Source organism: Nguyenibacter sp. L1, assembly GCF_035199985.1.
GTDB classification, from domain to species: Bacteria; Pseudomonadota; Alphaproteobacteria; order Acetobacterales; family Acetobacteraceae; genus Gluconacetobacter; species Gluconacetobacter vanlangensis.
In genome coordinates, this window is sequence record NZ_CP127015.1 from 441,597 (window position 1) to 459,771 (window position 18,175).

General features: G+C 69.3%; 17 protein-coding genes. 11 read left to right on the top strand and 6 right to left on the bottom strand.

The annotated features are described in order from the left end of the window. Positions 1 to 99: 99 nt before the first annotated feature. The 4 genes from alaS (at position 100) to QN315_RS02025 (ending at position 5,703) form a co-directional block, all read left to right on the top strand. Positions 100 to 2,751, top strand: coding sequence for an alanine--tRNA ligase (gene alaS / locus QN315_RS02010; protein ID WP_323991281.1), 2,652 nt, complete (start codon positions 100 to 102; stop codon positions 2,749 to 2,751). Positions 2,752 to 2,990: 239 nt separating this feature from the next. Beyond that, complete coding sequence (locus tag QN315_RS02015) at positions 2,991 to 3,692, top strand: carbonic anhydrase (RefSeq protein WP_323991282.1); 702 nt, start codon at positions 2,991 to 2,993, stop codon at positions 3,690 to 3,692. Positions 3,693 to 3,744: 52 nt separating this feature from the next. After that, the gene (locus QN315_RS02020) at positions 3,745 to 4,608 is read left to right on the top strand and encodes an endonuclease/exonuclease/phosphatase family protein (protein WP_408904676.1); all 864 of its coding nucleotides are present in this window, start codon (positions 3,745 to 3,747) and stop codon (positions 4,606 to 4,608) included. Positions 4,609 to 4,749: 141 nt separating this feature from the next. After that, the gene (locus QN315_RS02025) at positions 4,750 to 5,703 is read left to right on the top strand and encodes an aldo/keto reductase (protein WP_323991284.1); all 954 of its coding nucleotides are present in this window, start codon (positions 4,750 to 4,752) and stop codon (positions 5,701 to 5,703) included. A 21-nt stretch (positions 5,704 to 5,724) separates the two neighbouring features. Here QN315_RS02025 and QN315_RS02030 read toward each other — a convergent pair whose 3' ends face one another. Next, positions 5,725 to 5,907 carry a hypothetical protein gene (locus QN315_RS02030; protein WP_323991285.1) on the bottom strand — a complete coding sequence of 61 codons (183 nt, stop codon included), beginning with the start codon at positions 5,905 to 5,907 and terminating at the stop codon, positions 5,725 to 5,727. Between the two features lie 172 nt (positions 5,908 to 6,079). Between QN315_RS02030 and QN315_RS02035 the strand changes: the two genes are divergently transcribed. After that, positions 6,080 to 6,676, top strand: a complete 597-nt coding sequence (locus QN315_RS02035; protein ID WP_323991286.1) for a cupin — start codon at positions 6,080 to 6,082, stop codon at positions 6,674 to 6,676. 21 nt (positions 6,677 to 6,697) lie between these two features. Then, complete coding sequence (locus QN315_RS02040) at positions 6,698 to 7,411, top strand: NADPH-dependent F420 reductase (RefSeq protein ID WP_323991287.1); 714 nt, start codon at positions 6,698 to 6,700, stop codon at positions 7,409 to 7,411. 49 nt (positions 7,412 to 7,460) lie between these two features. Here QN315_RS02040 and QN315_RS02045 read toward each other — a convergent pair whose 3' ends face one another. Beyond that, positions 7,461 to 7,991, bottom strand: coding sequence for an HdeD family acid-resistance protein (locus QN315_RS02045; RefSeq protein ID WP_176640505.1), 531 nt, complete (start codon positions 7,989 to 7,991; stop codon positions 7,461 to 7,463). A gap of 312 nt (positions 7,992 to 8,303) precedes the next feature. Between QN315_RS02045 and rpsD the strand changes: the two genes are divergently transcribed. The 3 genes from rpsD to QN315_RS02060 all read left to right on the top strand — a co-directional run bounded on the left by rpsD (position 8,304) and on the right by QN315_RS02060 (position 11,580). Continuing rightward, positions 8,304 to 8,921 (top strand): 30S ribosomal protein S4, encoded by a 618-nt coding sequence (gene rpsD, locus QN315_RS02050; protein ID WP_176640504.1) that lies wholly within the window; start codon positions 8,304 to 8,306, stop codon positions 8,919 to 8,921. 161 nt (positions 8,922 to 9,082) lie between these two features. Next, entirely contained in the window at positions 9,083 to 10,642 is a 1,560-nt protein-coding gene (prfC, locus tag QN315_RS02055) for a peptide chain release factor 3 (RefSeq protein WP_323991288.1), read from the top strand. A gap of 101 nt (positions 10,643 to 10,743) precedes the next feature. Further along, the gene (locus QN315_RS02060; protein ID WP_323991289.1) at positions 10,744 to 11,580 is read left to right on the top strand and encodes a sulfotransferase family 2 domain-containing protein; all 837 of its coding nucleotides are present in this window, start codon (positions 10,744 to 10,746) and stop codon (positions 11,578 to 11,580) included. Here the strand turns inward: QN315_RS02060 and QN315_RS02065 are convergent. Further along, a complete protein-coding gene (locus tag QN315_RS02065) occupies positions 11,510 to 12,952 on the bottom strand; it encodes an MATE family efflux transporter (RefSeq protein WP_323991290.1) in 1,443 nt (480 codons plus the stop codon). The genes QN315_RS02060 and QN315_RS02065 overlap by 71 nt on opposite strands. A gap of 125 nt (positions 12,953 to 13,077) precedes the next feature. On the opposite strand from QN315_RS02065, the gene cysS reads away from it, so the two are divergent. Continuing rightward, entirely contained in the window at positions 13,078 to 14,442 is a 1,365-nt protein-coding gene (cysS, locus tag QN315_RS02070; protein ID WP_323991291.1) for a cysteine--tRNA ligase, read from the top strand. Beyond that, positions 14,439 to 15,221 (top strand): RNA methyltransferase, encoded by a 783-nt coding sequence (locus tag QN315_RS02075; RefSeq protein ID WP_323991292.1) that lies wholly within the window; start codon positions 14,439 to 14,441, stop codon positions 15,219 to 15,221. Before cysS ends, QN315_RS02075 begins: the two co-directional genes overlap by 4 nt. 18 nt (positions 15,222 to 15,239) lie before the next feature. On the opposite strand, the gene argC is transcribed toward QN315_RS02075, so the two are convergent. The 3 genes from argC to gltX form a co-directional block, all read right to left on the bottom strand. Beyond that, positions 15,240 to 16,217, bottom strand: coding sequence for an N-acetyl-gamma-glutamyl-phosphate reductase (argC, locus tag QN315_RS02080; RefSeq protein WP_323991293.1), 978 nt, complete (start codon positions 16,215 to 16,217; stop codon positions 15,240 to 15,242). Continuing rightward, positions 16,214 to 16,654: a glycine zipper family protein gene (locus QN315_RS02085; protein WP_317135245.1), complete on the bottom strand. Its 441-nt coding sequence runs from the start codon at positions 16,652 to 16,654 to the stop codon at positions 16,214 to 16,216. Before QN315_RS02085 ends, argC begins: the two co-directional genes overlap by 4 nt. A gap of 160 nt (positions 16,655 to 16,814) precedes the next feature. Then, a complete protein-coding gene (gene gltX, locus QN315_RS02090) occupies positions 16,815 to 18,146 on the bottom strand; it encodes a glutamate--tRNA ligase (protein ID WP_176639562.1) in 1,332 nt (443 codons plus the stop codon). Positions 18,147 to 18,175: the final 29 nt, after the last annotated feature.

Below are 18,175 nucleotides of genomic sequence, written 5' to 3' on the forward strand. Positions count from 1 at the left end.
GATGCGGCTGCGCTCTTCCTGCCGGGCACGGCGTGCGCTAGGTGAAGGAACGTCAGAACATTCCGGCCTTCGTCATTTCAGGATCGTCAGTCTTCCGCCATGCCCACAACCAACGATATCCGCGCGGCCTTTCTCGATTACTTTGCGGCGAACGGCCACCAGATCGTGCCGTCCTCGTCGCTGGTGCCGCGCAACGACCCGACCCTGCTGTTCACCAACGCCGGAATGGTGCAGTTCAAGAACGTCTTCACCGGCCAGGAGACGCGTCCCTATTCCCGCGCCACCACGGCGCAGAAGGTCGTGCGCGCCGGCGGCAAGCATAACGACCTGGACAATGTCGGCTATACCGCCCGCCATCACACATTCTTCGAAATGATGGGCAATTTCTCGTTCGGCGACTATTTCAAGGCCGAGGCGATCGAATTCGCCTGGACGCTGATCACCCGCGATTTCGGTCTGAAGCCCGAGCGGCTGCTGGCCACCGTCTATGCCGAGGACGAGGAAGCCGCCGGCCTGTGGCGCAAGATCACCGGCCTGTCCGACGACCGGATCATCCGCATCGCCACGGCCGACAATTTCTGGCGGATGGGCGATACCGGCCCGTGCGGCCCGTGCTCGGAAATCTTCTACGACCACGGGCCCGACGTTCCGGGCGGCCCGCCGGGCTCGCCGGACGAGGATGGCGACCGGTTCGTCGAGATCTGGAACCTGGTCTTCATGCAGTTCTTCGAGGACCCGCCGGGCGTGCGTGCGCCGCTGCCGCGTCCGTCGATCGACACCGGCATGGGGCTGGAGCGGTTCGCCGCCATCCTGCAGGGCAAGCGCGACAATTACGACACGGACACGATGCGCGCGCTGATCCTGGCCTCGGCCGACGCGACGGGCCAGGATCCGGACGGGCCGTTCCGCGCCAGCCACCGCGTGGTGGCCGACCATCTGCGCTCGACCTCGTTCCTGATCGCGGACGGGGTGCTGCCGTCCAAGGACGGCCGCGGCTATGTCCTGCGCCGCATCATGCGCCGCGCCATGCGGCACCTGCACATGATGGGCACCAAGGAAACGGTGTTCCACAAGCTGGTGCCGACCCTGGTCCGCCAGATGGGCGCCGCCTATCCCGAACTGGTCCAGGCGGAAGGGCTGATCCGCGAGACGATGCGCGGCGAGGAAGAGCGGTTCAAGGCCATGCTGGAACGCGGCCTGGCCCTGCTGGAGGACGAAACCGGGCGCTTGGGCGACGGCCGGCCCCTGCCGGGCGACGTCGCCTTCAAGCTGTACGACACGTTCGGCTTTCCGCTGGACCTGACGCAGGACGCGCTGCGCGGCACCAGCCACGCCGTGGACGTCGAAGGCTTCGACCGCGCGATGCAGATGCAGCGCGCGCGCGCGCGCGCCGCCTGGGCGGGGTCGGGCGACACCGCGACCGAAACCGTGTGGTTCGAAGCGCGCGACACGTTCGGCGCGACCGAATTCCTGGGCTACACCACCGAGCAGGCCGAGGCCGAGATCCAGGCGGTCGTCCATGACGGCAGGCCGGTGACCGAAGCCGGCGCCGGCGCGCAGGTCGAAATCCTGCTGAACCAGACCCCCTTCTACGGCGAAAGCGGCGGCCAGGTCGGCGATACCGGCCTGATCACCGCGCCGGGGCTTCGAATCGCCGTCACCGACACGCAGAAGCGCCTGGGCGACCTGCTGGTGCATTCCGGCACGATCATCGAAGGCACGGCGCGGGTCGGCCAGCCCGTGGTGGCCAGCGTCGATCACGAACGCCGCGGCGCTATCCGCGCCCATCACTCGGCCACGCACCTGCTGCATGAGGCCCTGCGGCGGCAGCTCGGCCCCCATGTCACGCAGAAGGGCAGCCTGAACGCCCCCGACCGCCTGCGCTTCGACATCAGCCAGCCCCGGCCGCTGACGCCCGAGGAGATCGCGGCGGTCGAGGCCGAGGTGAACGCGCGCATCCGCGAGAACAGCCCGGTGACCACGCGCCCGATGTCGCAGGACGAGGCGATCGACCTGGGCGCCATGGCGCTGTTCGGCGAAAAATACGGCGACGAGGTGCGGGTCGTCTTCATGGGCGCGCCCGAACCCGGCCGCGCCGCCTGGTCGATCGAACTGTGCGGCGGCACGCACGTGAATCGCACAGGCGATATCGGGCTGTTCCGCATCACCTCGGAAAGCGGGGTCTCGGCCGGCGTGCGCCGCATCGAGGCCGTGACCGGCAGGACGGCCGAACAGGCCGCGGTCGCCGCCGACCAGCGCCTGCAGCAGATCGCCGCGATGCTGCGTGTATCGGCCGCCGAGGCTCCCGAGCGCCTGGCCGCCATCCTCGAGGAACGCCGCGTGATGGAGCGGCAGATTTCCGACCTGCAGCGCAAGCTGGCCGGCGGCGGCGAGGGCGGGGTCGCGGCCGAGCAGGTCAATGGCGTGGGGCTCATCGCCCGCAATGTCGGCGACCTGCCGGCGCGCGAACTCAAGCCGCTGGCGGACTCGCTGCGCCAGCAGATCGGCTCGGGCGTCGTCGTGCTGGTCTCGACCGCCGAGGACAAGGCCAGCGTGGTCGCCGCCGTGACCAGCGACCTGACCGACCGCCTGGACGCGGTGCAGATGGTGCGCGCGGCCAGCGCCGCGATGGGCGGCAAGGGCGGCGGCGGCCGGCGGGACATGGCCCAGGCCGGCGGCCCCGATGCCGCCAGGGCGGACGCGGCGCTGGAGGCGGTGCGCGGCCTGCTGGCGGCCCCCACGGCCGCCTGACCGCCCCTCTCACCGTTCGCCGCACCATCATGTCCGACCGCTGACATAGTGTTGCCGGCGGCGGATTCCGCCGGACGCGCCCTTTGTGCCGGGCCGGCCCATGCTATGCTGGCACGTGGAAACATCGGGGCCGCGGGCCGTTACCTCCTGGCGCCGTGGTCCCGCGCGCCAGGCCGCCCAGGTGTCGCCTGGCCCCAGGTGTGTCGCCCAGGTGTGTCACACGGACATAGGGATTTTCGATGACCGATACGGATGCAAGGACCACCCTGATCTCGCTGCTGCATGGCGTCGAGAAATTCAACCGGGAGGTCTTCCCCCAGAATCGCGAACTGTTCGCCGAACTGGCCGGCCAGCAATCGCCCAGCACGCTGTTCATCGCCTGCGCCGACAGCCGGGTGAACCCCAGCATGATCACCCAGACGCAGCCCGGCGACCTGTTCGTGCTGCGCAATATCGGCAACATCGTCCCGGCCTATGGCGAGATGCTGGGCGGCGTGTCCTCGGCGATCGAATATGCGGTGCTGGCGCTGGGCGTGTCGCACATCATCGTGTGCGGCCATTCCGATTGCGGCGCGATGAAGGCGCTGCTGGACCCCGACCCGACCAAGCTGGCCAAGATGCCGACCGTCGCGTCGTGGCTGCGCAATGCCGAGGCCGCGCGCGCGGTGGCCGGCGCGCTGCAGGCCACCGATGCCGGTCCCCAGTCGGTGCGCAGCCTGGCCGAGCAGAACGTGCTGCTGCAGATCGCGCACCTGCGCACCCATCCCGCCGTCGCCGCCGCGCTGGCGCGGAACGAACTGATCCTGCAGGGCTGGTTCTACGACATCGCCAGCGGCGAGGTCGTGGTGCTGGACGAGGCCACGCGCAGTTCGATCCATGTGGACGAGGCCATCGCCCGCCTGCTCGGGGCTGGCCAAGCCGCCGCCCCTGCGACCGCCTGACGCCGCCCGCCGGCGCGCGCCGGCCGGGGCCGCCGCCTTCGCCTGCCTGGTCCTGGCCGCGGCCCTGACGGCAGCGTCCTTGGCCGCGTCCTGGGCAGCACCCAAGGCGGCGGCCGGCACGATCAAGATCTCGACCTGGAACCTGGAATGGCTGACGGCGCGCCCGGCGGGCGACGCCGCCCTGCCGCCCGATCTCGTGCCGCGCGGCACGGCCGATCTGCGCCTGCTGGCATCCTATGCCGCCCGGCTGGACGCCGACGTGATCGGATTGCAGGAGGTCGACGGCCCGGCCATGGCGGCCAGGCTGTTTCCCGCCGACCGCTACCGGATCGTCATGACCGGCGACGCCGTCGTGCAGCGCACCGGCCTGGCCGTCCGGCTGGGGCTGGCGGTCACGCGCCACCCCGACCTGACGGCGCTGGACGTCGCCCCGCCCGGCGCGCCGCACAGGCTGCGGTCGGGGCTGGACGTCACGATCAGCGACGGCACGGCGGAACTGCGCATCCTGGTGGTGCATCTCAAGGCCGGCTGCCGCGACGCGCCCCCCGCCGACCCGCGCCCCGCATGCCGCACCCTGCGCCGGCAGATGGCGGTGCTGGACGACTGGATCGCCCAGCGGCAGGACGAGGGCGTACCCTTCGTGCTGATGGGCGATTTCAACCGCGACCTGACGCCGCGCGATCCCTATTTCCGCGCCTGGCAGGGGGACGGCCCGCTGACCCTGGCCACCGCCTTGCATGCCAGCCCCTGCTGGGGCGGGGCCTATTTCATCGATCATGTGCTGCTGGGCAATCGCGGCCGCGACTGGCTGGTCGCCGACAGCCTGCGGGTGCTGACCTACGACCAGCAGGACCCGGCCTGGGCGGCCCGGCTGTCCGATCATTGCCCGGTATCCGTCCGCCTGCGGATGCCGTAGCATTCACGGGCTAGAGCATTTCCGCTGAACACCGGTTCAGCGGAAATGCTCTATGTTGTTATTTTATCGAGCATCTTCACCCGTTCAAACGATTCCGTTTGAACGGGATCTGCTCTAATTGGCTGCGAAAGGACAGGTGCGATGGAACAACGCTCTCTCGGCCGCTCGGGCCTGCGCGTCTCCGCCGTCGGGCTGGGCTGCAACAATCTGGGCGGACGGATCGGGCTGGAGGAATCCCGCGCCGTCGTCCACCAGGCGCTGGACAGCGGGATCACGCTGTTCGACGTCGCCGACGTCTATGGCCGGCGCGAGGCCCATTACGGCGCGTCCGAGGAAACGCTGGGGGCGCTTCTGGGAGCGCGGCGCGACGACATCGTGCTGGCGACCAAGTTCGGCATGCCGATGGACGCCGAGGGCCGCAGCCAGGGGGCCTCGCGCCGCTATATCCGCACCGCCGTCGAGGCCAGCCTGCGGCGCCTGCGCACCGACCGCATCGATCTGTACCAGATCCACACCCCCGACCCCGCCACCCCGATCGAGGAAACGCTGCGGGCGCTGGACGACCTGATCCGCGACGGCAAGGTGCTGTATGCGGGCTGCTCCAATTTCCCGGCATGGCAGGTGGCCGATGCGCATCACGTGGCGCGCGCCGCCGGGCTGAACGGCCTGGTCTCGTGCCAGGACGAATTGTCGCTGCTGGCCCGCGGCGCGGAACGCGACCTGATCCCGGCCATGCGCCGCTACGGCCTGGGGCTGCTGCCCTATTTCCCGCTGGCCAGCGGCGTGCTGACGGGCAAATACCGCCGCGACACGCCCTTGCCGGCGGGCAGCCGCCTGACGGCATGGACACATCTGCGCGACCGCTACCTGACCGACGCCAACTGGGCCCTGCTGGACCGGCTGGAGGCCGTGGCGCGCGATTTCGGCCGCACGCTGACCGAACTGGCCTTCGGCTGGCTGCTGGCGCAGGACGTGGTGGCCTCGGTCATCGCCGGCGCGACCCGGCCCGAACAGGTCGCCGCCAATGTCGCGGCGGCGGCACGGAAGCTGACCGGCGCGGAGCGGGACGCCATCGCCGCCGCCCTGTCCGCCTGACGCCGCCCGGCGCAAGCCCGGTCAGCCCAGCCGGCCACCCGAAACCCACACGCCCGAAACATGGGCCGCGTGCCAGCCCAGCGTCAGCAGGGCCAGCACGAACAGGATGGCGCCCATCAACTGAATGACGTCGCGCAGCGGCGCCCAGGAGCGATCATGCGGGGGACGACCATGCGGGGGGCGATCATCCTGGATATCCGCCATCGATGTCCCCCCATCCCGTTTGCATGAGCCTGTTTCAGGTCCGGGACGATCTTAACCGTCTTTTCAGCACGGACCCCCATAAATCGCTTTTCACTGTTCGCCGTCCCGCCCGGCCGGACATAATGCCGGGCGCCTTGCCGTTCGCCGCCACCCGAGACCGGAGACGACGGAGATGACCCTGTCCCGACGCGCCTTCCAATCGTTCCTCGCCGCGATGGGCCTTTCCCTGACCGGCCGCGCCGCGCATGCCGCGGGCCCTTCGGCGCGCGACATCGATTCCTTCATGCTGCCGCGCAATGACTGGGTGCCCAACAACGACCATCTGCCGGTCCTCTATTACCGCAATGCCGTGGCCTTGCGCGGGAACGACCCGGCATCGGGGTTCGAGGACCTGTTCACCGCCACGGGCTGGCCCCCGCAATGGCGCTGGAGCGTCTATACGTTTCATCATTTCCACTCCACGGCGCACGAGGTGCTGGGGGTGGCGTCCGGCAGCGCGCGGCTGATGCTGGGCGGCCCGGGCGGCCGGATCGTGGATGTCCGCGCGGGCGACGTCGTGCTGCTGCCGGCCGGCACCGGACACCGCAATCTGGGCTCCGACGACGATTTCCTGGTGGTCGGCGCCTATCCGCCCGACCAGCATTGGGACATTCGCCGCAGCGCGCTCGACAGCGCGGAGCTGGCGCGGATGAACCACGTGCCCTTCCCCGCCAGCGACCCGGTCGGCGGCGCGAACGGCCCGCTTCCCGCCCTTTGGCATCAATCGTGATCGAGGCATGACCCGCAGACCATGACCCGCAGATTTTTCCCCTTGCATCGTCGCAGCCTGCTGGCGGCCCTGCCCGCCCTGCTCCTTCCCTCCGTCCCGCGCGCCGCCGCGCCGCTGCGCATCGGCGCGATCGGCGCCGGCCATGTCGGCAGCACCCTGGGCGGGCTGTGGCTGAAGGCCGGGCATCCGGTGATGTTCTCGGCCCGCGACCTGGCCTCGGCCCAGGCGGTGGCGTCCGATCTCGGCCCGCTCGCCCGCGCCGGCACGCCGGAACAGGCCGCCGGCTTCGGCGACGTCGTGCTGCTGGCGGTGCCGTACGGCGCGCTGCCGGCGCTGGGCCCGGCGCTGCGCGGCATCCTGCAGGGCAAGGTGGTGATCGACGCCTGCAACCCCTATCCCTGGCGCGACGGCGACATCGCCCGCACCGCACAGCAGCAGGGCGCCGGCGCGGTGACGCAATCCCTCTTCCCGGGCGCCCATGTGGTGCGGGCCTTCAATTCCGAGGATATGAGCACGATCGACGCCGAGGCCCACCGGCTGCCGCCGCGCCTGGGCATCCCCTATGCCGGAGACGACGCACAGGCCAAGCAGGTCGTGCGGGGCCTGATCGTCGATGCCGGCTTCGACCCGGTGGATGCCGGGCCGCTTTCGGCCGCCCGGGCCTTCCAGCCCGGCGGCCCGGGCTTCGAGGCCGACCTGAACGCCGCGCAATTGCGCGGCCGGCTGGGCCTGTAATCCGTAACGGACGGCTAATCCGTAACGGGCGACGCCCGGCCGGGCGCGTTCAGGCCACGGTCCGCAGCGCGAGGCCGAACTGGATCCACCCGATCCCCGCCGCGATCAGTTCCACGGCGATGAAGGTCCCGATCAGCCACAGCCCGGACCAGGGCAGCGTCAGATACAGGCACACCCCGACCAGCAGGCTGATCAGCCCGCCGCCCAGGACGATCCACCAGCCGTTCAGGTCGCGATGGCGGGCGGCGATCACCATGCGCATGGTGCCCGAGATGATCAGGCAGGCCGCGATGAAGACGGTCAGGATGATCGAGCCGCTGACCGGTTCCTCCATCAGCAGGAATCCGCCCACTATATACAGCACGCCCCCCAGCATCGAGAGCACGAACCCGCCCCAGTCGCGCACCGCGAAGGCATGGAACAATTGTACCGCGCCCGCCACCACCAGCAGGATGCCGATGACGATCGTGCTGGCCAGGGTGACGGAAATGGCGTCGATCCAGGCAAAGATGCCCAGCGCGATCGAAACGGCGCCCAGCAGGACGAACAATCCCCAGCGTTGCGTGAACGGGGTGGCCATGTTTCCTCCTCGATCTTCATCGATGATATATTTAACGATACGGGCGTGACTATACGGGCGGGCATTGACGATTGACAGGGGACGATTGACAGGGTCCGATTGACAGGGCGGCTTCGTTGCGCCTATAGGCCACCCCCATTGCCGGGAACGTGGACGGACCGGCCGGTGCCAGAACGGGTGTTGCTCCCCGGCGCCGGTAATGCGGAACGCGCCCGCCTTGTTCATGCGGAACAGGGCCTACCGGTGCAATAGAAGGCGGCATGGCGCTCCCTCCGGGACCGGCCGCCCGTCGAGTATGGAAGACAGCGCGCAATGAGCAAGCGCCTTGAGAGCAAGTTCAAGATCAATCGCCGCCTGGGCGTGAATCTGTGGGGCCGTGCGAAGTCGCCGGTCAACAAGCGGGAATACGGCCCGGGCCAGCACGGCCAGCGCCGCAAGCAGAAGCCGTCGGACTTCTCGGTCCAGTTGATGGCGAAGCAGAAGCTGAAGGGCTATTACGGCAACATCAGCGAGAAGCAGTTCCGCAAATATTATGACGAGGCCGTGCGCCGCAAGGGCGACACCTCCGAGAACCTGATCGACCTGCTGGAGCGCCGCCTGGACGCGGTGGTCTATCGCCTGAAGTTCGCGATGACGCCGTTCGCCGCCCGCCAGTTCGTCAGCCATGGCCATGTCACGGTCAATGGCCGCAAGGTGAACATCCCCTCCTACCTGGTGCGCGACGACGACGTGATCGAGGTGCGCGAGAAGTCCAAGCAGCTCGCCATCGTGCTGGACGCCGCGCAGAGCGGCGAGCGCGACGTGCCGGAATATATGGAAGTCGACCACCGCCAGATGAAGGGCCGCTTCGTGCGCGGCCCGAAGCTGTCGGACGTGCCCTATCCGGTGCAGATGGAACCGAACCTGGTCATCGAATTCTATTCGCGCTGATCCGGTTTTTTCCAGCATATCGCACGATCGCGGCGCCGGGCGCGGGGGCTTTCCCCCTCGCCCGGCGTCCGTGTTTTCGGACCGTGCCCACTTGCACGGTCCGGCCGCCATCGCAGAACGGCCATCGCAGAACGCCCATCGCAGAACGAAGGAATCCGCCCGTGAACGCCGAGCCCGCCTCCGCCCTGGCCGCCACCATCGCCCGGGAAATCAGCCGGCGGCGGACCTTCGCCATCATCTCGCACCCCGACGCGGGCAAGACCACGCTGACCGAGCGCATCCTGCGCGCGGGCGGCGCGATCCAGATGGCGGGCAATGTCCGTGCCAAGGGCGAGCGGCGGCGCACCCGCTCGGACTGGATGGGGATCGAGCGCGATCGCGGCATTTCGGTCGTCACGTCGGTGATGACGTTCGAATATGGCGGCTGCATCTTCAACCTGCTGGATACGCCGGGGCATGAGGATTTCTCCGAAGATACCTATCGCACCCTCACCGCGGTCGATTCCGCGGTGATGGTGATCGACGCGGCCAAGGGGATCGAGGACCGGACCCGCAAGCTGTTCGAGATCTGCCGCCTGCGCGACATCCCGATCGTCACCTTCATCAACAAGATGGACCGCGAATCACAGGATCCGTTCACCCTGCTGGACGAAATCTCCTCCGCCCTGGCGCTGGACACCGCGCCGGCGACCTGGCCGGTCGGGCGCGCGGCGCAGTTCGCCGGCACCTACGACCTGCGCACCCGCAGCCTGCACGTGGCCGCCCCGCTGGAACAGTCCGACCCGCGCATGGTGCAGTTGGGCGAGGAACTGGAACTGGCCGAGGCCGCCCTGCCCACCTTCGATCGCGACAGTTTCAATGCCGGACACCTGACGCCCGTCTTCTTCGGCAGCGCGATGAAAGAGATCGGGGTGACCGACCTGCTGGATGCGCTGGTGGCCTTCGGCCCCCCGCCGCGCGACCAGGAGACCGAAAGCCGCACGGTGCGCGCCGATGAAACCGGGCTGACGGCGCTGGTCTTCAAGATCCAGGCCAACATGGACCCGAACCACCGCGACCGCATGGCCTTCGCGCGGATCTGCTCGGGCCGGCTGGAACGCGGCATGCGGCTGAAGCATGTGCGCGTCGGCAAGCAGTTCGCGCTGCATACGCCGCAATTCTTCTTCGCCCGCGACCGGCAGCTTGCCGAGGAAGCCTTCGCCGGCGACGTGGTCGGCATCCCCAACCACGGCACGCTGCGGATCGGCGACACGCTGACCGAGGGCGAGGAACTGCGCTTTACCGGCGTGCCGCATTTCGCGCCGGAAATCCTGCGCCGGGTGCGGCTGGACGATGCGATGAAGGCCAAGAAGCTGCGCCAGGCCCTGACCGAACTGGCCGAGGAAGGCGTCGTGCAGCTCTTCCGTCCGCAGGACGGCGCATCGCCGATCGTCGGCGTGGTGGGCACGCTGCAGCTTGACGTGCTGCAGGCCCGGCTGGCGGGGGAATACGGGGTGGCGATCGGCTTCGAATCGACGCCCTACAACCTCGCGCGCTGGGTGACCGGCGACCGGGCGAAGCTGGACCTGTTCGCCGCCGCCAACCGTTCGGCCATGGCGGACGACATCGACGGCGACCCGGTCTTCCTGGCCAGTTCGGCCTTCATGATGCGGCGGACCACCGAGATGAACCCCGACCTCGCCTTCCACGACATCAAGCAGATCGGCATCCAGACACGCTGACCGCTGCCGTCCCGTAACGGAATGTAACCGAACGGCAATATAACGTATATCCGCGCGGATTGCGGATGACCGCGTGCCGGCCAGGTCCTAAGCCGATAGTCATGACGGAACGATACGGCGCGATGGCGGCCTCGGCGCAGGATACGCCCCGGGCGGAAAGGCAGGCGTCCGGCCAGGATGCGTCGCAAGACCCCGCATCCCTCGCGCTGGGCGAACGCCTGGTCCGGCTGGCGGGGCTGCGGTTGGTCGGCGACCTGCATGAACGCGCGGCCGACTGGGGCGTGGCGCTGCCGCCCGGCGCCAAGCGGCGCCGCCGGCTGGATTTGATCCGCGCGCGCGGCGTGCTGTTCATCCACGTGCCGAAGAACGCCGGCACGTCGGTGTCGGTCGCGCTCTATGGCCGCGAATTGCGGCACGAGACGATACGCGCCTACCTGAATGCCGCGCCGGACCTGGCGGCCACGCTGCCCAGCTTCGCCATCCTGCGCGATCCCGTGGACCGCTTCGTCTCGGCGTACGAGTTCGCGCGGCGCGGCGGCGCGCACCGGCAGGTCGCAGCCCCCTTCCGTGCGCGCTATATGGGGTTCCGCACGCTGGACGACGCGCTGGACCATGTCGAACGGGCGCGCAGCCCCTATGGGGTGGATCATGTTTTCCGCCCGCAATCCTGGTACGTCACCGACCGGTCGGGACGGGTGGCGGTCGATCACCTGATCCCGCTGCCGGCCCTGGCCCATGCCGGCCGGATCGTTCCGGCGCTGAAAGACGTGCGCTTTCCCCATCTGAACGGGGGCGCGGCAACCCGCCTGGTCCCCAGCGCCGCGCAACGCGCCCGGATCCACGCGCTCTATCGCGCCGATTTCGACCTCATGGCCCATGGGACGATATCGGGGGGGACGATATCGGGGGCGACATCGGTCGGGGCATCGACGCCGTAGCCGCCTCCCCGCGCCGTTCGCCCAGCGACCACGCCGCGCGACAGCCCAGCATGACGGCCACCGACACCAGCGCCAGGACCACCCCGCCCCACAACCCGACCACACCCAGCCCGCAGCGGAATGCCAGGAACCATCCGGCGGGGAATCCCACGCCCCAATAGCCCAGGATCGCCAGGACCATCGGCACCAGCGCATCGCCCCGTCCGCGCAGCACGCCGCCCAGCACCGCCTGCGCCCCGTCCGCGACCTGCATGATCGCGGCCAGGACCAGCGCCACCATGGCGACGCGCACGCTGTCCGCGTTCGCCGCCGCCGCGGGGTCGAGGTAGAAGGCCACGATCCGCGCCCGCGACAGCCAGATCAGGCCGCCGAAGGCGCCCATGCCCAGGATGGCGGTGCCCACCGCCACCCGCGCGGCATGCCGGGCCCGCGCCGGCTGCGCGGCCCCCGTCCAGAATGCCACCCGCACATTGGCGGCCTGCCCCAGCGCCATCGCGACCATATAGGTGATCGACCCCAGGCTCAGCACGATCTGGTGCGCCGCCAGGGCGTGGATGCCCAGCGACGCAGCCTCCAGGCTGACCACCTCGAACAGCATGATCTCGGCCCCGGCCCCGGCCATGATCGGCAGGCCCAGCCGCAGCAGCAGTCCCATGTCCGCCCGGCGCAGCCGCGCCGGCCACAGCAGCCCGCGCAGATGCGGCCGCCCATGGACCATCAGCAGCAGGGTGGCGGCGGTGCCCCACATGGTGATGGCGGTGGCCAGCGCCGACCCCGCCAGCCCCAGGCGCGGCAGGCCGAACAACCCGTGGATCAGCGCGGCGTTCAGGACGCCGTTGACCAGCGCGACCACCGGCATCACCCGCAGCAGCAGCGCCTGCGCATCCAGCGCCGGCAGCACGACATCGACCACCCCGGTGCCGATCAGCGCGGGCGGCGCCCCCCATAGCAATATATGCACGAAATCGCTGACCGGCCCGGCGAAGGCAGCCGGCTGGTGCATCAGGCGCAGCAGCGGCCCGACCTGCGACAGCAGCAGCAGGCAGGGCGCGCACAGCAACAGCGCCAGGACCAGCAGCATGGCATGGATGGGCGCGATCCTGGCCGGCTCCCCCCGGCCGCGCGCCTGGGCGATCAGCACGCCCCCCGCCCCCAGCATGGATTGCAGCACCGCCATCACGGTGAAGAACAGGGTGGTGGACAGGCCGCCGATCGCCAACGCATCGGCCCCCAGCCCGCCCAGCAGGATGCTGTCGGTGACGCCCATCACCATCTGGGAAATCTGCGCCAGGGCGATCGGGCCGGCGATGCGCAGCAAGGACGGCAATTCGGGCGCCGGCGCGCCGGAAGATACGGGAACGGGTCGCGACATGCCCCATCCAGAGCAGATCATCCCCCGAAAGACCAGACGTCGCCGCAGGGCGGCGGCGCCCGCGTGGACAGGGCGCGCACAAGGGTGTTGCGTCCGCACCGCGCCTGTCGCATCTAGGCCCCATCATGTCTGATTCCATGCCGCAACTGTCCCTGCACGACAGCCGAAGCCGCAAGACGGTGCCCTTCGCGCCCCTCGATCCGGGGAACGTGCGGATCTATTATTGCGGCCCGACGGTCTACGACCTGGCGCATATCGGCAATCTGCGCGCCATGGTGACGGCCGACCTCCTGGTGCGGCTGCTGCGGGTGCTGTATCCGCGCGTGACCTATGTGCGCAACATCACCGACGTCGAGGACAAGATCAACGCCCGTGCGCGTGAGAACGGCGAGACGATCGACAGCCTGACCGCCCGCACGATCCGCGACTTCCATCAGGACCTGGAGGCGGTCGGCGTCCTGCCGCCGGATATCGAGCCGCGCGCGACCCACCATATCGGCGAGATGGTGACGATGATCGGCCGGCTGATCGAAAGCGGCCACGCCTATGCCGCCCAGGGCCATGTGCTGTTCTCCGTCGCCAGCGATCCGGCCTATGGCACGCTGTCCGGCCGCTCGCCCGAGGACCTGCAGGCCGGCGCCCGCGTCGAGATCGCGCCCTACAAGCGCGACCCGGGCGATTTCGTGCTGTGGAAACCCTCCGAACCCGACCTGCCGGGCTGGGAAAGCCCCTGGGGCCGCGGACGGCCCGGCTGGCATATCGAATGCTCGGCCATGTCGCACCGCTATCTGGGCGAAAGCTTCGACATCCATGGCGGCGGCAGCGACCTGCTGTTCCCGCATCACGAGAACGAACTGGCGCAGAGCCGGTGCTGCTTCCCCCACGGGCGCTTCGCCAACCACTGGGTGCATAATGCGATGCTGCTGGTGGATGGCGAGAAAATGTCCAAATCCCTGGGCAATTTCCTGACCGTCCGCGACGTGCTGGCCCACAGCCCGGCCGAGGCGCTGCGGCTGCTGCTGCTGCATGCCCAGTACCGCTCGGTGCTGAACTTCACCCAAGGCGGGCTCGACGACGCGAAACAGACCCTGAACCGGTTCTATCGCGCCATCGGCGATCTGCCGCCCGAAGATGACGACGCCCCGCCCCCGGCCGCCGTCCTGGCCGCGCTGTGCGACGACCTGAACACGCCGCGCGCACTGGCCGAAATGCATGCGCTGGCCGACCAAGCCCTGGCGGGCGACCAGTCGGCCGCCAGGGGCCTGCGCGCCGCCGGGCGGCTGCTGGGCCTGCTGGGCCAGACGCCGCAGGCATGGTTTCGCGCCGGCGCCGACATCGATCCGGCCGAAATCGAGACCCTGATCCAACACCGGCTGGACGCCCGCCGGGCCCGCGATTTCGCCCGGGCCGACGCCATCCGCGCCGACCTGGCCGGACGCGGCATCGTGCTCGAGGACGGTCCCGCCGGTACCACCTGGAGGCGCGCGTGACCGGCCGCGACGGCGGGGCCGATATCGGCCCGATCGGCAACAGCCCGGTGGTGATCCTGGTCCGGCCGCAGATGGCCGAGAATATCGGTACCACCGCGCGGGCCATGGCCAATGGCGGATTGTTCCATCTGCGGCTGGTCGCCCCGCGCGACGGCTGGCCGCTGGAACGGGCCTGGCGCGCGGCCTCCGGCGCCGACCGGATTCTGGAAGAAGCGACGGTCCATGACAGCGTCGACGACGCGATCGCCGACCTGCACCATGTCTTCGCCACCTGCCCGCGCCCGCGCCATATCGTCAAGACGGTGCTGACCGCGCGCGGCGGCGCCGCCGAATTGCGGCAGATGAGCCTGCGCGGCCTGCGCACCGGCCTGATGTTCGGCCCCGAGCGCGCCGGCCTGGACAACGAGGACATGGCCCGCGCCGACGCGCTGATCCGCTATCCGCTGAATCCGGCCTTCATGTCGCTGAACCTGGCGCAGGCGGTCATGATCATGGCCTATGAATGGTGGATGGCCGAGGACACGACCCCGCCGCGCGCCCTGATGACGAACGAAACCCACGTCGCCACCAAGGGCGAACTGGAAAATTTCATGCGTCATCTGATCGACGACCTGGATGAATGCGGCTTCCTGCGCAACGCGCAGAAACGCCCGGGCATGGTGCGCAACCTGCGCCATTTCTTCACCCGGGGCGAAGTCACCGAACAGGAACTGCGCACCCTGCACGGCGTGGTGACCGAATTGTCGCGCGGCCGCAAGGCGCGGCAATCCGCCGACTGACGGACGCCTCTTCCCTGCTCACGGCCAAACGGGTACGCCGTCCAGCCCTGCGGTTTCCGGCAGGCCGCAGATCAGGTTCGCATTCTGCACCGCCTGACCGGCCGCTCCCTTGCCCAGATTGTCGACCACGCCCATCGCGATCACCAGGTTGCGCTCCGGATCGGCGGCATAGCTGACGAATGCGAGGTTCGAGCCGGTAGCCCATTTGGTCTGCGGCGGCCTGTCGGTCACGCGGACGAACGCCCGCCCGGCATAGAAGCGCCGGGCCGCGTCCAGGCATTGGTCCGTGGTGGCGCGGCCGCGGCAGTAAATGGTGGCGAGTACGCCGCGGGTCATCGGCACCAAATGCGGCGTGAACACCAGCCCGGCCGCGCTGCCGCCGCTCAGCCGCTCGATCGTCTCGGCAATCTCGGGCATGTGGACGTGTTTGAGCAGCCCATAGGGCAGCAGGTTCTCGTTGCTCTCGGCATAGCCGAACCTGCTGTCGGCGCCGCCCCGGCCGGCACCGGAGATGCCGGTCTTGACGTCGATCACGATGTTGCCGGGCTCGATCAGCTTGTTGACCAGCAGCGGCGCCAGCGCGTTCAGCGTCGCCGCGGGAAAGCAGCCGGGATTGGCAACGCGGATCTGACCCGCGATCCGGGCTGGCCACACATCGGCCAGGCCATAGGCCCATCCCTCGACATAGCGGTGGTCGCCGCCGATATCGACGATCTTCACGTCCTTGGGGACGCGCGCCAGCGCCTCGGCCGACGCACCCGTAGGCAGCGACGCGAACAGCACATCGAGCTTCGGCAGGGTCTCAGGGTCCCATTTCTCGATCACCAGCTCGGCCAGCTTGGCCGGCACACCCGGGAAACGGTCCGCCAGCCGGCTGCCGGCGCTCCCCTCGCCGGCGGCGTAGACCAGCTCGAAAGACGGATGACCCGCGACCAGGCGCATCGCCTCGCCGCCGCCAAAGCCGCTGATCCCGACAATGCCGACGCGCATGCTCATGGTGACGGCGGGACCGGCGGCGGCGCACCGGGGACCAGATTGCCTTTCGCATACATGCACTGCGAATAGGCGATGTCATACAGCCCCTGGATATTCCCCTGCATGCGCGAACTGGACCCGGCCCCGATCCCCGAACCCAGGACCGCGCCGCTGCCTGCGCCGATCCCGGCACCGTAACCACCACCGACCGCGGCCCCCAGCCCGGCGCCCAGCACCGTGGTCAACGCCGCCATCCCCAGGGCACGATTATTGGCATGCTCGGCCTGCCCCGCCACCTGACCCGCCGCGAAATTGCGGCAGATCGCATCATCGGACCTGAAGGCCTCGAACGGTTTTCCCGGCGGCGGCATGACCGGAACGGTCGGTCCGATCGGAGTTTCGGCGCACCCTGCAAGGGTAGCCAGAATGCCGGCGACAACAAGAATGCGTCGGGTCACGTCATGCCTCCGTCCTGCAAACCGCATGGCCGCCCGCTACGATAGCCCGGATCCCGGTTCGGTCAAACCGCCGGATCCAACCTTGCCGGGTCACGGCCCGACCCCGGTACGGTGCGCGACGTGCCGCAGCACGGACTCTGTCGGATGACCGTGCCGCCGCTCACCGTGCGGCGATCCGCAGGCGCTCGGCCACGCGCTCATGCCCCATCAGCGGCAGCAGGTCGCGCATTTCCGGCCCCTTCTCCTCGCCCGTCAGCGCCACGCGCAACGGGTGGAACAGCGATTTGCCGCTGCGACCGCTGGCGGCGCGAACGGCGCCGGTCCAGTCCTTCCAGGTCTCGCCGTCCCACGGTTCGGCCGGCAGCAGGGACAGCGCCTGCAACAGGAACGCGCCCTGGTCGTCCTGCACCGGCGGCACGATCACGCCCGCCACCACGTCCCACCAATGGCGCAGTTCCGATACCATGTCGACATTGCCGCGCACCGCCAGCCAGAACGATTCGGTCGCCCCCTCGGGCAGGCGGTCACGGATCGCGGCGAAGGGCATCTGGTGCAGGACGCGGCGATTCAGCGCCAGCAACTGCCGCATGTCGAACCGCGCCGCCGAGCGCGAAACCCGGCGCACGTCGTACGAACCGGCCAGTTCGTCGAAGGACAGCGGCGCCGGATCGTCGGCGCTGCCCAGCCGCGCCAGGTACGACACGATGGCCCCCGGATCGACCCCATCCTGGCGCAGGGCGCGGATGGACAGGCCATCGAACCGCTTGGACAATTTGCCGCCCGCCTCATCCAGCAGCAACGGCAGATGCGCGAAGGCGAACCGGCCGGGACGGGCGCCCAGCGCCTCGGCGATGTCGATCTGCACGCCGGTATTGGTCAGGTGGTCCTCGCCGCGCAGGATATGGGTGATGCCGGTTTCCAGGTCATCGACCACCGAGGCCAGCGTATACAGCACCGTGCCGTCGGCCCGCACCAGCACCGGGTCCGAAATCGACGGCAGCTTGACCTGCGATTTACCCATGACCATGTCGTCCCAGGTCACGGTCCGGTCCGACAGGCGGAAGCGCCAATAGGGCACCTTGCCGTTCGCCTCGGCCTGGGCGCGCTGCTCCGGCGTCATGCGCAGCATGGCACGGTCATAGACCGGCGGCTTGCGCATGCGGATCCGCGCCTCGCGCTTGGCCGCCAGTTCCTGCTCGCTCTCGAAACAGGGATACAGCCGCCCCGATTCCTTCAGCCGCGCGATGGCAGCGTCATAATGGGCCAGCCGGTCGCACTGGTGGAAGGTCTCGTCCCAGCCCAGACCCAGCCAGGCCAGGTCGGTGCGCAACGCCTCGACATACTCGTCGCGCGAGCGTTCGCGGTCGGTATCGTCGATGCGAAGCTGGAACTTTCCGCCATGGCGGCGGGCATACAGGGCGTTGGCGATGGCCTGGCGGGCATTGCCGACATGAATCAGGCCCGTCGGGCTGGGCGCGAAGCGGAGTTTCATGCCGCCTTATATGCGTCGGCCGCGCGCGA

What these genes read in the sequence shown, in the direction of transcription:
- alaS (WP_323991281.1), top strand. Translation starts at nt 100, where the DNA reads ATGCCCACAACCAACGATATCCGCGCGGCCTTTCTCGATTACTTTGCG.
- QN315_RS02015 (WP_323991282.1), top strand. Translation starts at nt 2,991, where the DNA reads ATGACCGATACGGATGCAAGGACCACCCTGATCTCGCTGCTGCATGGC.
- QN315_RS02025 (WP_323991284.1), top strand. Translation starts at nt 4,750, where the DNA reads ATGGAACAACGCTCTCTCGGCCGCTCGGGCCTGCGCGTCTCCGCCGTC.
- QN315_RS02030 (WP_323991285.1), bottom strand. Translation starts at nt 5,907, where the DNA reads ATGGCGGATATCCAGGATGATCGCCCCCCGCATGGTCGTCCCCCGCAT.
- QN315_RS02035 (WP_323991286.1), top strand. Translation starts at nt 6,080, where the DNA reads ATGACCCTGTCCCGACGCGCCTTCCAATCGTTCCTCGCCGCGATGGGC.
- QN315_RS02040 (WP_323991287.1), top strand. Translation starts at nt 6,698, where the DNA reads ATGACCCGCAGATTTTTCCCCTTGCATCGTCGCAGCCTGCTGGCGGCC.
- QN315_RS02045 (WP_176640505.1), bottom strand. Translation starts at nt 7,991, where the DNA reads ATGGCCACCCCGTTCACGCAACGCTGGGGATTGTTCGTCCTGCTGGGC.
- rpsD (WP_176640504.1), top strand. Translation starts at nt 8,304, where the DNA reads ATGAGCAAGCGCCTTGAGAGCAAGTTCAAGATCAATCGCCGCCTGGGC.
- QN315_RS02060 (WP_323991289.1), top strand. Translation starts at nt 10,744, where the DNA reads ATGACGGAACGATACGGCGCGATGGCGGCCTCGGCGCAGGATACGCCC.
- QN315_RS02065 (WP_323991290.1), bottom strand. Translation starts at nt 12,952, where the DNA reads ATGTCGCGACCCGTTCCCGTATCTTCCGGCGCGCCGGCGCCCGAATTG.
- cysS (WP_323991291.1), top strand. Translation starts at nt 13,078, where the DNA reads ATGTCTGATTCCATGCCGCAACTGTCCCTGCACGACAGCCGAAGCCGC.
- argC (WP_323991293.1), bottom strand. Translation starts at nt 16,217, where the DNA reads ATGAGCATGCGCGTCGGCATTGTCGGGATCAGCGGCTTTGGCGGCGGC.
- gltX (WP_176639562.1), bottom strand. Translation starts at nt 18,146, where the DNA reads ATGAAACTCCGCTTCGCGCCCAGCCCGACGGGCCTGATTCATGTCGGC.